The organism is Plantactinospora sp. WMMB334, assembly GCF_049179095.1.
Classification (GTDB): Bacteria; Actinomycetota; Actinomycetes; order Mycobacteriales; family Micromonosporaceae; genus Plantactinospora.
The window spans coordinates 4,565,625-4,584,036 of sequence record NZ_JBMHME010000002.1; the positions used below are offsets into that span (position 1 = coordinate 4,565,625).

The 18,412-nt window shown below is 72.3% G+C and carries 15 protein-coding genes; 8 read left to right on the plus strand and 7 right to left on the minus strand.

Annotated features, from left to right (window positions below):
- Positions 1-18: 18 nt before the first annotated feature.
- Together ACN27G_RS19440 and ACN27G_RS19445 are read right to left on the minus strand one after the other, a co-directional pair.
- Positions 19-735, minus strand: coding sequence for an STAS domain-containing protein (locus tag ACN27G_RS19440; RefSeq protein WP_421494207.1), 717 nt, complete (start codon positions 733-735; stop codon positions 19-21).
- A 124-nt stretch (positions 736-859) separates the two neighbouring features.
- Positions 860-1,396: an STAS domain-containing protein gene (locus ACN27G_RS19445; protein WP_421494208.1), complete on the minus strand. Its 537-nt coding sequence runs from the start codon at positions 1,394-1,396 to the stop codon at positions 860-862.
- Between the two features lie 155 nt (positions 1,397-1,551).
- Here ACN27G_RS19445 and ACN27G_RS19450 point away from each other — a divergent pair, with 155 nt between their 5' ends.
- Genes ACN27G_RS19450 through ACN27G_RS19460 form a run of 3 tightly spaced genes read left to right on the plus strand, consistent with a single transcriptional unit; the run spans position 1,552 to position 4,153 of the window.
- Entirely contained in the window at positions 1,552-2,223 is a 672-nt protein-coding gene (locus ACN27G_RS19450) for a response regulator transcription factor (RefSeq protein ID WP_421494209.1), read from the plus strand.
- The gene (locus tag ACN27G_RS19455; protein WP_421494210.1) at positions 2,220-3,575 is read left to right on the plus strand and encodes a sensor histidine kinase; all 1,356 of its coding nucleotides are present in this window, start codon (positions 2,220-2,222) and stop codon (positions 3,573-3,575) included. The genes ACN27G_RS19450 and ACN27G_RS19455 overlap by 4 nt, the downstream gene beginning before the upstream one ends.
- Positions 3,572-4,153, plus strand: coding sequence for a GerMN domain-containing protein (locus ACN27G_RS19460; protein WP_421494211.1), 582 nt, complete (start codon positions 3,572-3,574; stop codon positions 4,151-4,153). Before ACN27G_RS19455 ends, ACN27G_RS19460 begins: the two co-directional genes overlap by 4 nt.
- Here the strand turns inward: ACN27G_RS19460 and ACN27G_RS19465 are convergent.
- Together ACN27G_RS19465 and ACN27G_RS19470 are read right to left on the minus strand one after the other, a co-directional pair.
- On the minus strand, positions 4,126-4,680 hold the full coding sequence (locus ACN27G_RS19465; protein WP_421494212.1) for a hypothetical protein: 555 nt from the start codon (positions 4,678-4,680) through the stop codon (positions 4,126-4,128). The two genes, ACN27G_RS19460 and ACN27G_RS19465, sit on opposite strands and share 28 nt — an antisense overlap.
- 260 nt (positions 4,681-4,940) lie before the next feature.
- The gene (locus tag ACN27G_RS19470; RefSeq protein WP_421494213.1) at positions 4,941-5,921 is read right to left on the minus strand and encodes an NAD(P)/FAD-dependent oxidoreductase; all 981 of its coding nucleotides are present in this window, start codon (positions 5,919-5,921) and stop codon (positions 4,941-4,943) included.
- Between the two features lie 76 nt (positions 5,922-5,997).
- On the opposite strand from ACN27G_RS19470, the gene ACN27G_RS19475 reads away from it, so the two are divergent.
- Positions 5,998-6,579 carry a helix-turn-helix domain-containing protein gene (locus ACN27G_RS19475; RefSeq protein ID WP_421494214.1) on the plus strand — a complete coding sequence of 194 codons (582 nt, stop codon included), beginning with the start codon at positions 5,998-6,000 and terminating at the stop codon, positions 6,577-6,579.
- 59 nt (positions 6,580-6,638) lie between these two features.
- The gene (locus tag ACN27G_RS19480; protein WP_421497386.1) at positions 6,639-7,649 is read left to right on the plus strand and encodes an LLM class flavin-dependent oxidoreductase; all 1,011 of its coding nucleotides are present in this window, start codon (positions 6,639-6,641) and stop codon (positions 7,647-7,649) included.
- Between the two features lie 310 nt (positions 7,650-7,959).
- Here the strand turns inward: ACN27G_RS19480 and ACN27G_RS19485 are convergent, their stop codons facing one another.
- Entirely contained in the window at positions 7,960-10,254 is a 2,295-nt protein-coding gene (locus ACN27G_RS19485; RefSeq protein ID WP_421494215.1) for a cellulose binding domain-containing protein, read from the minus strand.
- A gap of 265 nt (positions 10,255-10,519) precedes the next feature.
- A complete protein-coding gene (locus ACN27G_RS19490) occupies positions 10,520-11,434 on the minus strand; it encodes a hypothetical protein (protein WP_421494216.1) in 915 nt (304 codons plus the stop codon).
- 133 nt (positions 11,435-11,567) lie between these two features.
- Between ACN27G_RS19490 and ACN27G_RS19495 the strand changes: the two genes are divergently transcribed.
- Positions 11,568-12,758 (plus strand): GNAT family N-acetyltransferase, encoded by a 1,191-nt coding sequence (locus ACN27G_RS19495; RefSeq protein WP_421497387.1) that lies wholly within the window; start codon positions 11,568-11,570, stop codon positions 12,756-12,758.
- Between the two features lie 241 nt (positions 12,759-12,999).
- Entirely contained in the window at positions 13,000-16,458 is a 3,459-nt protein-coding gene (locus ACN27G_RS19500) for a discoidin domain-containing protein (RefSeq protein WP_421494217.1), read from the plus strand.
- 159 nt (positions 16,459-16,617) lie between these two features.
- Here ACN27G_RS19500 and ACN27G_RS19505 read toward each other — a convergent pair whose 3' ends face one another.
- The gene (locus ACN27G_RS19505) at positions 16,618-17,091 is read right to left on the minus strand and encodes a hypothetical protein (RefSeq protein ID WP_421494218.1); all 474 of its coding nucleotides are present in this window, start codon (positions 17,089-17,091) and stop codon (positions 16,618-16,620) included.
- A 502-nt stretch (positions 17,092-17,593) separates the two neighbouring features.
- On the opposite strand from ACN27G_RS19505, the gene ACN27G_RS19510 reads away from it, so the two are divergent.
- Positions 17,594-18,391, plus strand: a complete 798-nt coding sequence (locus ACN27G_RS19510) for a hypothetical protein (RefSeq protein WP_421494219.1) — start codon at positions 17,594-17,596, stop codon at positions 18,389-18,391.
- The last annotated feature ends 21 nt before the right edge of the window (positions 18,392-18,412 follow it).

Below are 18,412 nucleotides of genomic sequence, written 5' to 3' on the forward strand. Positions count from 1 at the left end.
CGCCGACGGCGCGATCGGTCAGTTCCTCGGGCTCCGGGACCGGCCGGGTGCCCTGTTGCGGCGCGGCGCGGTGGCCGTACCCCCCGGGCCACCGCGAGCCCGCTCCCGCTGCCGGTCACCGGCGGCGATGGCCGTGCCGACCCGGCCCTGGACCGGCGTCGCGGCGAGGTGGTCGAGCGCCCGCCGCCGGTCCGGGAACGTGGGGAAGAGCCCGTCGATGCGCATGGTGTGCAGCACGGTGACGATGTAGCGCGACGGTGCCGCCAGGTAGAGCACCCCGCCGGAGCGCTTGATATGGCGATAGGCCCGCACCAGGCCGCCCAGGCCGGCGGAGTCGAGCATCGCCACGTCGCTCAGGTCGAGCACGACCGCTCGCCGTACCGCCCCGGCGGCCATCAGCGCCTGGCGGAGCATTTCCGCGCCCAGCAGGTCGATGTCCCCGCCGAACCACACCACGGCGGCGGCCGGCTCGTAGTCGACCCGCAGCCCCCGCGCCCCGGGCAGCGGCACCGCCGGATCGGCGAACTCGGGGCGCTGCAGGATTCGGCTGGCCGCGCAGGCGGGGCAGCGGTGCGGTCCCGCGGCGAAGGGCGAACCGGTCCAGCCGTGTTCGGCGGTCAGCCGCCAGACCGCCTCGCTGATCTGGACCCGCTGGTCCGCGCTGACGGTGACGCCGCCGCAGTGGTCGCAGATCAGCTTCACCGTGTTGCTCTCCACACCGGATACGACGGTCATCTCGGACCTCCAGGGCACGGGCGTGCAGACCCGGTGCATGGCAGGGCCGGCTCGAACCGACCCCGGCCCTGCCATGCACCTCTATGGGGGGAGGAAGGCATTTCCTGACAGCGGCGGCGCTGTGCTACCGCACCGCTCGGGAGGCGGCGGCGTCGCCCGGCACGGTCGAACGCTCCGCCGCCACCGGATGAGCCGTTGTACTCGGGTGAGCCGTTGCGCCCGGGTGGTCCGCCGTGCTCGGCTGAGCCGCTGTGTCCGGGCGATCGGCGACGGTGTGATGGCCGGTCGACGTGTGGTGATCCGCTGCCGTCCGCTGCTCGGCCGGCCCGGGGTCGACGGTCAGCACCTGATCCACCCGGGCTATCTCCAGCAGTCGCCGCAGCCGCGGCGAGGGTGCGCGCAGCGCGAGCGAACTGCCGATCCGCCGGCTGCGGCGATGCAGGTCGAGCAGGAGGGCGATCCCGGCCGCGTCGGCGTAGTGGCACTGCGCCACGTCCAACACGACCCGGGTGGAACCGCGCCGGAGGGCGGCGTCGACGGCCGCGTCGAGTCCGGGGACCGCCGAGCGGTCCAGCCGGCCGGTGACGACCACCTCGGCCCGGACCGCAGCGGTGCCCCGGGCCGGAGGTGGCGCGCTCAACTCGTCGTCGTCTCCGTACATCCGGCACCTCCCCGGCCCCTCGCAATCGGCATCCCCAGCATGGAGCGGGGTTGTCTCGGTATCTCCGCAGCCGTATGACGGTTTTATGACGCCGCGGCCCCCGGGATGTCACGCAGGATTTCCCTGACGCTGTACGGAGCGCGCATCATGGCGGCATGACAGGTGTGCTGGTGATCGACGACGACGACCGGATCAGGCTGTCACTGACCCTCGCGCTGCAGGACGAGGGTTACACCGTCCGCGCGGCGGCCTCCGCGGAGGAGGGCATCGCCGAGCAGCGCCGCCGACCCGCCGAGACCGTCCTGGTCGACCTGATGCTACCCGGCATCGACGGCTACGAGTGCATCCGTGAGCTGCGCCGTAACGACGGCGTGCCGATCGTGGTGGTCAGCGCCCGCGACGACACCCACGACATCGTCGCCGCCCTGGAGGCGGGTGCCGACGACTACCTGGTGAAGCCCGTGGCGGTCAAGGAGCTGACGGCGCGGCTGCGGGCCCTGCGGCGACGGACCCGGTCGGCGCTGGCGGTGCCGGGGTTGAGCTTCGGCGACCTGGAGGTGGTACCCGAAGCCGGTGAGGTCCGGCTGGCCGGTGAGCCGGTCGCGGTGACCCGTACCGAGTTCCGGCTGCTCTGCGAGCTGGCCTACCACGCCGGCCGGGTGCTCAGCCGCCAGCAGTTGCTCGAACGCGTCTGGGACTACACGGTGGGTGACGAGCGCCTCGTCGACGTCCACGTGGGCCGGCTACGGCAGAAGATCGAGATGGATCCGGCCGTACCCCGGCACCTGGTCACCGTACGCGGCCTGGGCTACCGGCTCCAGCGGTGAGGCGGGCCGGCCTGCGCGCCCGGGTCACCGCCGGCTTCACCGTGGGCGCGCTGATCCTGTCGGCGATGATGGCCCTGGTGTCGTACCACCTCACCCGGGACGCGCTGCTCGACGAACGGGAGCGCACCGCCGTCCGGGCCGCCTACCTGGAGGCCGCCGTCGTCCGGGCGCGCCTCGGCACCGAGCGGCCGGACATCGTCGAGATCCTGCGATCGCTTGACACCGGCCAGGATCGGCGCGCCGTCCTGTGGCGCAACGGGACGTGGTATGCCCGCAACGCCGACGCCGGCACCACCGAGGCGATCCCGGAGCCGCTGCAGCAGTCGGTGCGCGACGGCCGGCCGGCCATCCAGCGGGTGCGGGCCCAGGGACAGCCCGCCGTCGTGGTCGGGGTGCCGCTCTCCGACACGACCGCGTTCTACCACGTCGACCACCTGCACGAGCTGGAACACACCCTCCAGGTGCTCGGCCTCGTGCTGACCCTGGTCGCGGTCATCACGGCCGCCGCCGGCGCCGGGATCGGCTGGTACAGCACCCGCTACACGATGCGCCCGATCATCCTGGTCGCCGGCGCGGCGCAGGAGATCGCCAAGGGGGATCTCGGTGCCCGGCTCGACCCGGCCACCGAGCCGGACCTCGCGAAGCTCACCACGTCCTTCAACGACATGGTCGACCAGCTCGCCCAGCGGATCGAACGGGACCGCAGGTTCGCCGCCGACGTCAGCCACGAGCTGCGGTCGCCGTTGCAGACCCTCGCGGCGGCGGCGAGCGTGCTCGGCCGCCGGCGGGACCACCTCGACGAGCGCAGCGCCACCGCCGCCGGGCTGGTCGCCGACGAGGTGGACCGGTTCCAGCGGCTCGTCAACGACCTGCTGGAACTGGCCCGCACCGACCAGCCCGCCGACCGGGGGCCGGTGGACGTCGTCAACCTCGCCCGCCAGGTGTGCCGGTCGCGGCAGCTACCCGAGACGCTGCTCGAACGGCGGGACCTCGACGACCGGGTGTGGGTGGTCGACCGACGCCGGGTCGAGCAGGTGCTGGGTAACCTGGTCGACAACGCGAGCCGGCACGGCGGGGGCGCGTCCGCGATCCGGCTGGGCCGGTCCGCCGGGATGTACTACATCGAGGTCGACGACGAAGGCCCCGGCGTCGGCACCGACGACAAGCAGGTGATCTTCGACCGGTTCGTCCGCGGCCGGACCGCCACCACGCGCGGCGACACCGAGGGGACCGGGCTCGGGCTCGCCATCGTGGCGCAGCACACGGCCGCGCATGGCGGGCGGGTCGCCGTACTCGACCGGCCGGGCGGTGGTGCCCGGTTCCGGGTGGAACTACCGGAGGATCCGCGATGAACCGGCGACGGCGGGTGACACCGCTTCTTCTCCTTCCGGTCCTGCTCGGCCTGGTCGCCGGCTGCCAGGTGCCGGCCGAGGAGACACCTCGATCGATCGATTCGCCTCCCGGAGCCACGGGTGAGGCGACCCGGGCGACCCCGCAGCCCACCCGGTCCGGCCTGGTGGTCGAGCGGCTGTACTACCTCCGCGACGACAAGCTGGTGCCGGTCACACGCCGGCTGCCGGGCCCGCTGCCGGTCGAGGCACACCTGGAGCTGCTCCTCGCCGGCCCGGCAGAGGCCGAGCAGCTCGCCGGCCTGACCAGCGCGGTGACCGGATCGGACGCGGTCCTCGGGGTGGAGGTGTCGCAGGGCGAGGCCGTGGTCGAGGTCGGCGCCGGCCTCGCCGGGACCGGGCGCAACGACGAGATGCTCGCGTTCGGACAGATCGTCCAGACCCTGACGACGCGCCCGGACATCGATCGGGTGACCTTCCGGCAGGGCGGTGAGCACCTCGGCATCCCCCGCGCCGACGGCGCGCTCTCCCGGGCGCCGTTGACGGCGCGGGACTACTCCGACCTCACCGTGCCGGGCTGAGGCGACCCCTCGGCCTGGGGCGACCCCTCGGCCGGTTCGTCGGGGAGCGGACCGGCCACCGGACCGGCGGGGGTGGACTGCGCGCCGCCGAGCTGCCGGAGCACCTGCCGCATGTATTCCAGCGCCCCCTGGTCGTCGAGCGCGGGCGCCGGGCGCGGCAGGTCGCCGAGGCCGGCCCTGACCTCGGCGACCTGGCTCGCCCAGGCCGGCGCGTCGAGCAGGCCCGACGCGTCGAGATAGTCCAGCACCCGGGCGGCCTCGCCCGGGCGGTCGAGCTTCGCCATCATGTTGACGAACTCGACGGCCGCCACGCAGGCGCCGTGCATGTTGCCGGTGCCGAGCAGCTCCGCCACGTACCCGCCGAGGGTGCGCAACGCCAGCGACCGGTCACCGCGCCGGAAGTGCGTACGGGCCTCGACCGGCTTGTTCGGCGAGGGGGTGCCGTCGGGGACCCGCACACCGACCGCGGCGTCGAACAGCGATCCGGGGTGGCGGCCCGGACAGCTGGGGCGGGCCGGCGGCGCCACCGCCCGCCGACTCGTCGGCAGCCCCGCCAACCGCCCGGTCGGCCGCACCGCCAGCCGGCCGCTAGGCGCGCCGCCTGGCGACCGGCACGGCGTCATGAATGGTGATGTCGTGTCCCTCCGAGGTCCGTGGCGGAGCGGGGTCGGGTCTCGGCGGCCGGCACCGTCCAGGCGGTCGGGTCGAACCCGGCCGCCACCTCCTCGGCGGTGAACATCATGTCCGGGACGTGCATCCGGTGCGCCGAAATCCGCTGGGGCGCCTCTCAGCCGGCCTCGGAGGACCTCGTCCGTACCTCCTCCCGGTACGCCTCGACGGCGTGCCGGGTCTCCTCGGCGACCAGGTCGGCGTTTATCGCCGCCCCGGCCATCAGCCCGGCGGCGGCGGACGAGATCACCTGGGCGCGTACGTCCGCCACGTTGCCGGCGACCCAGACCCCTGGCACCGACGTGGCACCGTCCGGGCCGGCGGGGATCTGGCTGCCGACGACGTGTCCGGCCATCTCCACGTCGACCGGCTTGATCCCGAGAGTCTCCAGCACGCCGCCCCGGGCGGTGAACCGGGGCGCGACCACCACCGCGTCGAGCGCGACGGTCTCGCCCGAGGCCAGGCGTACCCCGGTGAGGGTGTCGCCGGTCACCTCCAGGCCGGCGACCCGGCCGGGCACCACGGCGATGCCGCGTGCCGCGAGCTGTTCGGCACCGGCCGCGTCCGGCTCCGGTGTCTCGTGGGTCAACAGCATCACCTGCGCGCTCAACTGCCGCCACAGGCTCGCCTGGTGCAGCGACATCGGACTGGTCGCCAGTACGCCGATCCGGCGGTCCCGCATCTCCCAGCCGTGGCAGTACGGGCAGTGCAGCACGTCCCGCCCCCACCGCTGCGCCAGCCCCGGCACGTCGGGCAGCTCGTCGACCAGGCCGGTCGTCACCAGCAGCCGCCGTGCCCGCAACTCCACTCCGCCGTCCAGGGTCAGCCGGAACCCGTCGCCGTCCCGCGCCGCGGTCTCGACCCGACCGGCGAGGAACTCCCCGCCGTACCCGGTCAGCTCGGCACGCCCGGCCGCCGCCAGCTCCCCCGGTGGCGTACCCTCGCGGCCCAGATAGTTGTGCACCCCGTCGGCGGGTGCGTTGCGCGGCTGCCCGGCGTCCACCACCAGCACCGAGCGGCGGGAGCGGGCCAGCGCCACGGCTCCACTCAGCCCGGCGGCGCCCCCGCCGACCACGACCACGTCGTACGTCCTGTCCACGCTGCGCTTCCCCTCGTCGGATCTGTTGGGTCCACGGTGCGGCGCGGCGGGGAAGGTGGCAACTATTCTTGCTGTTATGGCAAACGACGAGTTCCCGCTGACCTCGGTGGGTCCCCGGCTGCGGTCGTTGCGCCAGCAGCGGGGCAGCACGCTGACCCAGCTCGCCGAGGTCACCGGCATCTCGGTCAGCACCCTCTCCCGGCTGGAGTCGGGCGGCCGCCGGCCCACCCTGGAGCTGCTGCTGCCGCTCGCCCGGGCCTTCCAGGTCTCCCTCGACGAACTTGTCGACGCGCCCGCCACGGCCGACCCGCGGGTGCACCCCCGCCCGATCGTCCAGCACGGCGTCACGTTCCTCCCGCTGACCCGCCGGCCGGGCGGTGTGCAGGCGTTCAAGCAGATCCTCCCGCCGCACACCCCGACAGGCGAGACGGAGTTGCAGACGCACGAGGGTTACGAGTGGCTCTACGTGCTCTCCGGACGCCTGCGCCTGCGGCTCGGCGTGCACGACCTGATCCTGACCCCGGGCGAGGTCGCCGAGTTCGACACCCGGCTGCCGCACCACGTCAGCAACCCCGGCCCGGGGGTCGCGGAGGCGCTCAATCTCTTCGGCCCGCAGGGCGAACGCCTGCACGTCCGGGCCCGTCCCGCCGCACACTGACCCACCCGATCCGCAGGTCGGGCGGAAGAAATCCGGCCCGTCGCCGGTTGCCGCAGGGTGTGATCACCGTACCGCTGTCTGTCCTTGACCTCGCACCGGTCGCCGCCGGCACCACCGCCGGCGCGGCCCTGCGGCACACCACCGAGCTGGCCCGGCGCACCGAGGAACTCGGCTACCACCGCTTCTGGGTGGCCGAGCACCACAACATGCCGGCGATCGCGAGTTCCGCCCCGGCCGTGCTCATCGCCCACGTCGCGGCGGCCACCTCGACCATCCGGGTCGGGTCCGGCGGGGTGATGCTGCCCAACCACGCGCCGCTGGTGGTGGCCGAGCAGTTCGGCACGCTGGAGGCACTGCACCCCGGCCGGATCGACCTCGGCATCGGCCGGGCGCCCGGCACCGACCAGCCGACCGCGCTGGCGCTGCGCCGCACCATGGCCGGGCTCTCCGCCGAGAACTTCCCGGAAGAGCTGGACGACCTGGTCAACTACTTCACCGGCGAACGGACCGGGCCGATCACCGCCACCCCCGGCCACGGCGACCGGCCGGCGATCTGGCTGCTCGGCTCCAGCGGGTTCAGCGCCCGGCTCGCCGGGCTGCTCGGCCTGCCGTTCTCCTTCGCGCACCACTTCAGCGCCGCCAACACGCTGCCCGCGCTGGCCCTCTACCGGCAGAGCTTCCGTCCCTCGCGCTGGCTGGAGCGGCCGTACGCGATGGTGGCGGTCAACGCGGTCTGTGCCGAGGACGACGAGCGGGCGGAGTGGCTCTCCGGGCCGGCCTCGCTGTCGTTCCTGCGGCTGCGTACCGGCCGGCCGGCGCCGCTGTCCAGCCCGGAGGAGGCGGCGGCGTACCCCTACACCGAGGTGGAGCGCCAGTTCGTCGCCGAGCGGCGGGCGGGGCAGGCGCTCGGCTCGCCCGAGACGGTCCGCCGGCAACTGACCGAGCTGCTGACCCGGACCGAGGCGGACGAGCTGATGCTCACCACGATGGTCTACGACATCGCCGACCGGGTGCGCTCGTACGAGCTGATCGCCGAGAAGGTCGCCGGCGGCCTGCGGCGACCGGAGTGAGCAGTGCTGCGGCGACCGGAGTGAGCAGTGCTGCGGCGACCGGAGTGAGCAGTGCCGTGCCGGCCGGAGTGAGCGGCGTCACGGCCTCCGGGAGGCGCGAAACACACTCTTCACTCCAGCGTCATCGACGCGCACCGGAACCCGCCTAATGTTTTCCCCGGTGGTGGTTCGACAAGCGCGATCGGGACGGGTCGCGTGATGTCGCGGTGTGTGCCGCACCGGCACGCGGGGAGATGAGCGACCCCGCGGGCCGGTGCGGCTTCGCGTTTCGGCGCCGCCCTCTGCGGCCGACACCGGGCAGCCTGTGCGGCTACCGCAGATAGATCGACGGGTTGGGCGGCGTGGACATGCCGTTGCCGATGAAGAAGCTCGGATGCGGCGGCTGGTTGTAGGCGGTGTTCTGCCAGGCGATCGCCACCCGATACATCGGGTCGTGCATCAAAGTGAAAATCCGGGTGCTGGTCTGCGTCGGAGTGCTGTAGATCCGCAGCGCGGAATTGTCACTCGTCCGCCAGATCACCTCCTCGCGCCAGTCGCCGAGAATGTCCGCGGAGAGCGCCGGAGTGGCCTTGGTGCCGTTGTTCGACGCCACCCCGCTGCCGGTGAGCAGCCGGGTGTCCGAGCCGGTGCCGTACTTGTCGATCCGGGTCTGGTCGAGCAGTTCCCGGACGGGGTCGCCGTCCCACCAGATCAGGAAATTCGCCGAGGAGGGCTTGCGGCCCACGTTCGCGCCGGACGGGCTGCGCAACCCGTCGGCCGCCGACGACCAGGACTCCGCCCCCGGGCTGCCGGCGTAGATGTCGCCGGAGACGCCCCGGCCGTTGTCCCCGGCCGGCGACGTCGACCAGTAGACCTGCCCGGTACGCGCGCTGGCGAACCAGGACGACGGCTTCGAGGAGTCCTCGCTGACCTTGAAGTACTCCAGCCCGGAGCGACCGGGGTCGAGGTCGCCGAGGTGGGCCGCGTCGCCGTGCCCGTGCCCGGTGTTCCAGAGCGGGGACCCGTTGTCGTTGACCGCCATCGCGCCGTAGAGGATCTCGTCCCGGCCGTCGGCGTCCACGTCGCCGATGGTCAGCGCGTGGTTTCCCTGCCCGGCGTACTGCGAGCCGGCCGAGTTGGAGTCGAAGGTCCAGCGCCGGGTGAGCGAGCCGTTGCGGAAGTCCCAGGCGACGATGACGCTCCGGGTGTAGTAGCCGCGCGCCATGACCAGCGAGGGCCGCTGCCCGTCCAGGTACGCCGTGCCGGCGAGGAACCGGTCGACCCGGTTGCCGTAGTTGTCGCCCCAGGAGGAGACGTTGCCCCGGGCCGGCTCGTAGTTGACCGTGGAGCGGACCGCACCGGTCTGCCCGTCGAACATGGTCAGGAACTCCGGCCCGGCCAGCACGTAGCCGCTGGAGTTGCGGTGGTCGGCCGAGGCGGAGCCGATCACCTGGCCGGTGCCGGAGCGGCTGCCGTCGGCCGTCTTCATCGCCACCTCGGCGCGGCCGTCGCCGTCGTAGTCGTAGACCTGGAACTGGGTGTAGTGCGCGCCGGCCCGGATGTTGCGCCCCAGGTCGATCCGCCACAGCCGGGTGCCGGTCAGGGTGTACGCGTCGACGTAGACGTTTCCGGTGTAGCCGGACTGCGAGTTGTCCTTGGCGTTGGACGGATCCCACTTGAGGACGATCTCGTACCGGCCGTCGCCGTCCAGGTCGCCGACGGAGGCGTCGTTCGCCGCGTAGCTGTACGACTCGCCGGAGGGCGTCGTGCCGCCCGGCGGCACCTGGAGCCGTACGTCGAGATAGCCGTTGCCGAACTGGAGGGCCGGTGCCGAGGCGGCCTGCTCGGTCCCGTTCACCACCGCCCGGACGGTGTAGGCCGAGCCGGCGGCGGCGCCGGAGTCGAGGTAGTTGGTGGCGCCGGTGATCGGGGTCGAGTTGACCCGCGTCGAGCCGCGGTAGAGGTTGAACGAGACGCCGGAGGTCTCGGTGCCGAGCAGCCGCCAGGAGACCAGGTTGGCGCTGCCGGAGCGGACACTGGCCAGACCCCGGTCGAGGTCCTCCATCTGCTTCGCCCCGGCCGGCGGGTTCGTCGGCGGGGTGGTCGGCGGCGGGGTGGTGACCGGTGGCGTGGTCGCCGGTGGGGTGGTCGCGGGCGGGGTCGTGGCCGGCGGGGTGCCGGTCGGTGGGCCGCCCGGCGTGGTCGGTGCCACCGAGCCGGTGCAGGTGGTGCCGTTCATCGCGAAGCTCGCCGGCACCGGGTTGCTGCCGTTCCAGGATCCGTTGAAGCCGAACGACGTGCTGGCGTTGGTGGCGAGCGAGCCGTTGTAACTGACGTTGCTGGCGGTGACCTGGCTGCCGCTCTGGCTGACGGTGGCGTTCCAGACCTGGGTGACCTGCTGCCCGGCCGCGTAGCTCCAGGTCAGCGTCCAACCGGTGACCGGGTCGCCGAGGTTGGTGAGGCTGACGCTGGCGCCGAAGCCGCCCTGCCACTGGTTGGTCACCTGGTAGTCGACCCGGCAGCCGGCGGCGGCGGCCGAGGCGACCACGGTGACGGTCCCGGTCGTGGTCAGGACGGCCGCGGCGGTGGCGGCGAGCAGGGTTCTGCGATGGCGCGAGATGCGCATGATCAACTCCGTCGAGGCGGGGCGCGGTGCCGAGCCACCTCGGCCCGGCCGTGGCGGCGGTGCCGTGCCGGCCCTGCCCGGGGCCGGCGGGGGGACCCGGACCGCGCGAGGGGTGGCCGGGAACGGAACGGTTCACCGGCGCATGAGAACGGGGTACGGCTTCCAGCGCACCTGCGATGCTAGGGCAAACGCTTTCCCGGAGACAACATCGAGCACTGCTGATTCCGGCCGCCATCGGAGATGCTGGTCGTCGACCACCAGACGGTCACTTGTCGACCACGGGCTCCCAGGTCACCCCGGTGACCAGTACCGTCGGCTCGGACTTCGTCATGTCGGGCATCTCGTCCACCCGCATCATCGCCCGCCGCCCGTGCGGAGTCTTTATGCAGACGAACGCTCCCGGGTGCACCTGATCCCAGGTCAGCGCGGGCGACCAGGCCCGGTGCCGCTGGCAGGTGGGGAAGGACCGGGAAACGCCGTCTCCCAGCACGGCGAGCTGGGTGCCCTCGCGGCCGACGACACCGCTGCCCACGAAGGTGAGTTCACTGCCGTCACCGTTCGGCCGGCCGCCGTACCCGTCGGCCGACCGCCAGCCGTACGGGCTGTCCAGTTGGGTCCCGTACGAGTCCAGTTCCAGCCGCGTGGTGCCGTTGCTGAGCACGTCGACGTCCGAATCGTCGAACGCCGGCAGACCCGGCGCACCGCCCCCGGTCGGCGGCGCCGCGCTCGCCGCCGCGCCGGTCGCCGGGGGTTCGGTCTGCGGCGCCTCGGTCGGCGGGCCGGCAACCGGGGAGCCGGTGGCCGACGGGCTGGCGCTGCTCGCAGCGATGGGCCCGGCACCGTCCCCGGGTCCTCCGGGGCGGGTCAACGCCCAGACGAGCAGCACGATCAGCAGCAGGACGAGCAGGAGCACCCCGGCGATCGTGAACGGGTGTGACCAGGCGGCGACCAGACGGCCGTCGCCCGGCCGGGGCAGCGGGCGCGCCTCGACGACCACCGGTGGGCGTTCCCGGCGCACGGCCGCGCCAGGACTCCCCGGCGGCTGCGGTGGCTGCGGACGTCCCTGCCCGTACGGCGCGACGTCGCCACCCGCCCCGCGACGCGAATCCTCCTCGGCACCACCGCCGGCCGTACGCCGCTCTTCCGGAGGGGGTCCGGAACCGTCGCCGTGGCTGGACATGTCTCCATGATGCGACGCCCGTCAACCGGCCATCGCGACGCTTTCACCATGGTCCCGGGCGGGGCTACCCGCGCCGGCCCTTCGCTACGCTCACCCGATGCGCTCGACCGACATCGAGATCCGGCCCTCCGACATCGAGATCCGGCCCATCCGGGCGGACGACCTGGCCGAGGCCGGCGAGCTGGGCCGGTTGGCCTTTGGCGGCGCCCCGTCCGACGCCCCACCGCCCCGACAGCCCCGGCCCGGCACCACCGGCTACGGCGCGTTCGATCCGGCCGGCCGGCTCGTCGGTAAGGCGATCGACCTGCACCACGAGCAGTGGTGGGCCGGCCGTCGGGTGCCCGCCGCGGACGTCGGCGGGGTGGCGGTGCTGCCGGAGGCGCGCGGCCGGGGCGTCGCCCTGGCGCTGCTCCGCGAGCTGCTCCGCGGTGCCCGGGAGCGGGGTGCCGCGATCAGCGCCCTCTATCCCACGGTGGTCGCACCGTACCGCCGCGCCGGCTGGGAGGTGGCCGGTGCCCTGCGCGCCGTCGACCTGCCGACCGTGGCGCTGCCCCGGCACCGGCCGGCACCCGGGCTGACCGTCCGCCCCGGCGGCCCCGCCGACCTCGACGCGGCGCTCGACCTCTACGAGTCGATCGTCCGGCACCGCTGCGGTCCGCTCACCCGGCGGGGCGGAGTCTTCGCGCCGGACGAGCCACCGACCGCCCTGCCGGACGGGGTGGACGGGCTCACCCTGGTCGAGCAGGAGGGGCGCCTGACCGGGTACGCGAGCTGGCAGCGCGGTCGCGGCTACGACCACACCTCGGTGCTGACCGTGCACGACGTGCTCGCCGGCACGCCGGAGGCGGCCCGGGAACTGGTCGGCGTACTGGCCGGTTGGCAGAGCGTGGCCCCGACCGTCCGGCTCTGGGCGCTCGGCCCCGGCGCGGTCGCCGCGCAGCTGCCGCTGGCCCAGGCCCGCCAGCACGAGCAGCGGATCTGGATGCACCGACCGGTCGACGTGGTCCGCGCCGTGACCGCCCGGGGTTGGCCGGCTCAGCTGCGCGGTGGCGTCGAGTTCACCCTGACCGACGAGATCGCGCCGTGGAACGCGGGCACCTGGCGGCTGGAGGTCGAGGGCGGAGCCGCCGGGCTGCACCGGCTGCCCGACAACCCGTCGGCACCGCAGCTCTCGGTACGCGGCTTCGCCCTCCTCTACACCGGCGCCGCCGGCAGCTACGCGGTGGCCGAGGCCGGGCTGCTGCACTGCCCCGCCGGCACCGACCCGAGCGGACTCGACCTGCTGGCCGCCGGTCCCCCGGCCAGCCTGCTCGACTACTTCTAGGCCCTCCGCTTCCGGGCCCTCCGGGGACTTTTGTCGAGTACGCCAAAAGTTGGTGCTTCCGCGACGAAACATCTAGACATCCAAACGTAACGATCGTAGGGTTTGCCTCGCCAGGCAGCGGCGTGCCCGGCCACCTACCGGACGTAACGGCATCGTCCCGTTGGTCGCCACGGCGCGCCGCCGAGCGGTCCGCCGTGCCCCTGACGGCGCGATGTCGGTCTGCTCACCCCTGGGAGGAAACGTGTTCCGACCAACCCGACGAGCGCGTACGCCGATTGTCGGCGCGGTTGCCACCGCGCTCGCCCTCACGGCCGTACAGCTACCGGCCGGCGGCGCCACGGCCGCGCCCCCGCCACAGGAGCCCGGAGTGACGCTGCGGGTCTTCGACCTGCAGGTGCCGCTGAACAACCTCTGCACCCTCAAGGCCGCGCAGACGCCCAACGTGGACAAGCTGATGCCGGTGGTCAACTGGACGACCGCTGCCGACTTCGGCTTCGAGAACTACTTCCTGGCACAGGCCCTGGGCAACATCACCATCTCCCAGGCCGGCAGCTACACCTTCCGGCTGATCAGCGACGACGGGTCCCGACTCCTGATCGACGACGCCGTCGTGATCGACCACGACGGGCTGCACGGGCCCGATCCGAAGGACGGCACCGTCGAGCTCGGCACCGGCTACCACTCGCTGCGGATCGACCACTTCGAGCGCGACGGCGGCCAGCAGTTGACGTTGCAGTGGCGTACCCCCGGCTCGTCGTCGTTCGTGACCGTGCCCAACTCGGTACTGAGCACCGACGCCGGTGTCGTCCGGGTGACCGCGCCGGGCAAGAAGGAGTGCGAGGCCAGCGGTGACGCGCCCGGTGACGGGCTGCCGCTGACCTCGGTACATCCCAACTACACGCTGACCAACCTGCGGCCCAGCGGGTTCGAGCCGGCGGTCACCGGCTTCGACTGGCTTCCGGACGGGCGGCTCGCGGTGCTCACCTGGGGCGGATCGCTGAACACCGCCGGCGAGGTCTGGCTGCTGGGCAACGTCACCGGCAACACCGGCCCGGCCCAGGTGACCCGGACCCGGATCGCCAGCGGCCTCCGGGAGCCGATGGGCATCAAGGTGGTCGACGGCAAGCTGTACGTGTCGGAGAAGCACCGCCTGACGGAGCTTAACGACACCAACGGCGACGGTGTGACCGACAACTACCGCACCGTGGCGACCTGGCCGTTCGGCGAGAACTTCCACGAGTTCGCCTTCGGGCTCCTCTACGCCGACGGGTTCTTCTACCTGAACCTCTCGGTGTCGATCAACTACGGTGGCGCCACCACCGACCCGCAGCCGGTCGGCAACCGCGGCACCACCATCAGGGTCAACCGGACGACCGGCGCGGTCTCCTACATCGCGGGCGGGCTGCGTACCCCGCACGGCATCGGCTGGGGACCGGAGGGCGGGCTCTTCGTCACCGACAACCAGGGCGGCTACCAGCCGGCGTCCAAGCTGCTGCACATCAAGCAGGACCGGTTCTTCAACCACTACCTCAACCCGGCCGGGCCGTTCGACAACAACCCGGTGACCCAGCCGGTCATCTGGTTCCCGCAGAACGAGATCGGCAACTCGCCGAGCACCCCGGTGATGATGACCCAGGGCGTCTTCGCCGGGCAGATGGCGATCGGCGACGTGACCTACGGCGGCCTGCAGCGGGCGTACCTGGAGAAGGTAAACGGGGAATACCAGGGCGCGCTGTTCCGGATGACCCAGGGGCTGGAGGCCGGCGTCTCCGAGGTCAGCGTCGGCCCGGACGGCGCCCTCTACACCGGCGGCCTGCACGGCGGCGGAAACTGGGGCCAGGAGGGCAAGCTCGATCACGGCCTGCAGAAGATCGCCGCGAACGGCGCCAACACCTTCGACATGCTGGCGGTGCGGGCCCGGTCGAACGGCTTCGAGATCGAGTACACCAAGCCGCTCTCCAGCGCGACCGCGACCGCGCTCGCCTCGAAATACCGGGTGAAGCAGTGGCGGTACGTCCCGACCGCCGCCTACGGCGGCCCGAAGGTGGACGAGGAGACACTCTCGGTCTCCTCGGCGACGCTCTCGGCCGACGGCAAGAAGGTCACCCTGGTCGTCAACGGGCTCAAGGCCGGCCGGGTGGTACACGTCCGCTCGCCCCGGCCGTTCAGCGCGAGCGACGGCCAGGCGCTCTGGAGCACCGAGGTCTGGTACACCCTCAACGCCATTCCCGGGCAGGTGCCACCGGTCAACCTCGCCCTGGGCCGGCCGGCCACGGCCGACAGCTCCTGCTCGGCGACCGAGGGGCCGGCGAAGGCCGTGAACGGGACCACCACCTCGGGCAACCTCGACAAGTGGTGCTCCCTGGGGTCCAACCGGTGGTTGCAGGTGGACCTCGGTTCGACCCAGAGCATCAACCGGGCGGTCGTCCAGCACGCCGGTGCCGGCGGCGAGGCCACGGCCTGGAACACCCGGGACTTCACCATCCAGGCCAGCACCAACGGCACCTCCTGGAACACCGTCGCGACCGTCACCGGCAACACCGCCAACACCACCACGCACACCTTCGCGGCGACCCAGGCCAGATACGTCCGCCTCGCCGTCACCACACCCACCAACGACGGCAGCAACGCGGCCCGGATCTACGAGTTCGAGGTCTACGGCGGCACCGCCCCGCCGTCGGCCAACCTCGCGCTCGGGCGGCCGGCGACGGCGGACAGCTCCTGTTCCGGCACCGAGGGGCCGGCGCAGGCGGTCAACGGCAGCGTGACCGGCGGCAACAGCGACAAGTGGTGCTCGGTCGGCGCCACCAGGTGGTTGCAGGTCGACCTGGGCAGCGCCCGGAGCGTGCACCGGTTCGTGGTCCGGCACGCCGGTGCCGGCGGCGAGGCCACGGCCTGGAACACCCGGGACTTCACCATCCAGGCCAGCACCAACGGCACCTCCTGGAACACCGTCGTCACCGTCACCGGCAACACCGCGAACGTCACCACGCACGACATCGCGGCCACCCAGGCCAGATACCTGCGGCTGAACGTGACCGCGCCGACCAGCACCACCGACAGCGCGGCCCGGATCTACGAGTTCGAGGTGTACGGACCGGCCGGCAGCCCCGGCCGGATCACGCTCTTCGACGGCACCAACATGGACAACTTCCAGCAGCCCAACGGGGCCAACCCGACCTGGCCGCTGGGGAACGGCGGCGTGGAGGTGCTCGGTGGCGACATCCGCAGCCGGCAGAGCTTCGGCGACTTCAAGCTGCACGTCGAGTTCTGGCTGCCGAACCTGCCGTCGGACGTCACCGGGCAGGCCCGGGCCAACAGCGGCATCTACCTCCAGGACCGGTACGAGTTGCAGGTGCTCGACTCGTACGGCGACACCACCCCGGCCAGCAACGAGTGCGGTGCCATCTACGAGAAGCTGGCACCGAGGGTGAACGCGGCGACCGCTCCGGAGACCTGGCAGACCTACGACGTGACGTTCCGGGCCGCCCGGTTCGCCGCGTCGGGGGCCAAGACGGAGAACGCCCGCGTCACCGTGGTGTGGAACGGCGTCACCGTGCACGACAACGCCGAGATCAACGGGCCGACCGGCGGCGGGGCGGCGGAGGGGCCCTCGGTGGGTCCGATCCGTCTCCAGGACCACGGCGACCCGGGCCCCAACCTCTACTACCGGAACATCTGGGTCGAGCCGCTCGGCTAACTGTTTCCGACCGCACACGGCTTCTTCCGACCGCACACGGCTGTTTCTGACCGGACCCGGTTCTGACCGGACCCGGCTGATCCCGTCGGGCCCGCTGCGCCGGGCGGCGCACCCCCGCCGCCCGGCGCAGCAGCGCCGGGCGGCGTGCGGGGCGTCGGGTCAGTTGGCGCCGGAGCTGGTCAGCATCGGGATCAGCGCCAGCCCACCGCAGCAGATCACACCGACCACGCCGAGGGTGATCAGCAGGACGCTGTAGTTCGACCACATGCCGAACCTGGTCACGTCCGTGCCCTGGCCGTCGTACACCCGGTTGCGCCAGCCGCCGAACCGGAACGAGAGCTGATGCCCGGCGTTCGGCTGCACAGCCACTTTGGTGGTGATCATCGGGATGCCGAAGAGGTCGGTGAAGCGGACGTCGTGCTCGCCCGCCGGGACCGCGATGTGGAAGGTCCCCTCGGCCATCCCGGAGACCTCGCGCCCGTCGACCCTCAGCTTGCAGGTGGAGGGGGCGGGCACCAGGTACGGCCCCCGGTTGGCCGAGACGATCAGTGCGCCCCAACCGGGCGGCAGCGCGACCGGATGCGGATGGGCGGCCAGCGCCATGCCCGGGGGTGGGACCGAGGGGTACGACATCGGAGCATCCTGGCACAACCCGACGTCGACGCTCCACCCTGGACCACCGGCCCCAGGGTGGACGGAACGGGCCGGTCACCTCCTCGACGACCTGTCCGAGCAGCGGTCGTACACAGGCCCAGGAGCTGGGCAGAGAGCCCCCGGGTGCCGGGTCCCGTCGCGATACATACTGATGTTCGTTTATGTATGTTCTCGGACGAGTCGGTTCGAAATGTGGCGTCCAGGTTCACGGTCGATTACCAAGGTGTTACCGGAACTGCCGAGACCCGCCGTCCGGAACGTGGGCCGTCCGGCTGACCGGTGACATCAGTCGCATGAGCCGGCGATGTATTCGGGCGGCGTCAGCAGAACCCGCTCCTCCATCGGTTGCGCCGGCAGGAAGGGGAAGGACATGAAAAGAGACGGGCGAGTGACCGCGGCCCCGGCGTCCCGGGCCAGAAGACGGCCCACGGTGCGGCAACCGGGCCGACGAACACGCCGAGCACGGTCGGCGGTCGTCGCGATGATCCGGACGGTCGGAGCCGGGCTGACCCTCACCCTTCTGCTCGCGTCTGCCGCGGTGCTCGCCCCACCGCCGGCGCACGCGGCCACCTGGGAGACACTCATCAACGGGGCGTCCTTCGCCGACCGCAACGCGCTCATGGCGGAGTGGAACTTCCGCTATCCCTGGGGCTCCGACCACAACGGCAGCGCCCGGATGTACGCCAGCGCCACCGACAACAGCCACGTCTACCTCTCGCCCAGCGGTCAGCTCAACATCAAGGCCACCCGCATTACCGGCAACGAGGGCAACAGCTCGGCCGACCCGCACCTGCCGATCCGCTACCACTCCGGCGCGATCCACGCCAAGGACCAGGTGCTGGTGAACGACCAGTTTCCCAACTACGAGGTGCGGGGCGAATTCCAGGCACCGTCGGCGCGTGGCACCTGGCCCGCGTTCTGGCTGACCGGCGCCAACAGTTGGCCGCCGGAGAGCGACATCCTGGAGTACAAGGGCGACGCCCGGAACTGGTTCAACACCTACGACGGGTCGTGGGAGAGCACGATCGTCGGGGTGTCGAACCCGGGCGCCTGGCACGAGTACCGGGTCTGGATCGCCAAGGTCAACGCCACCGATGTGGACATCCACTACTACCTCGACGGGCAGTGGAAGGGCCAGCACCGGGGCAGCAACTTCGTCGGCAGGCGGATGTGGCTGATCATCAACCTCCAGATGGAAGGTTCGTCCGGCTCGCCGGGACCCGGCGCGGAGACCTTCTACCGCGCCCGCAACGTGGTCATGGGCCGCACCCGCGCCTGACGCCCTCCCCCCGGGCCGGTG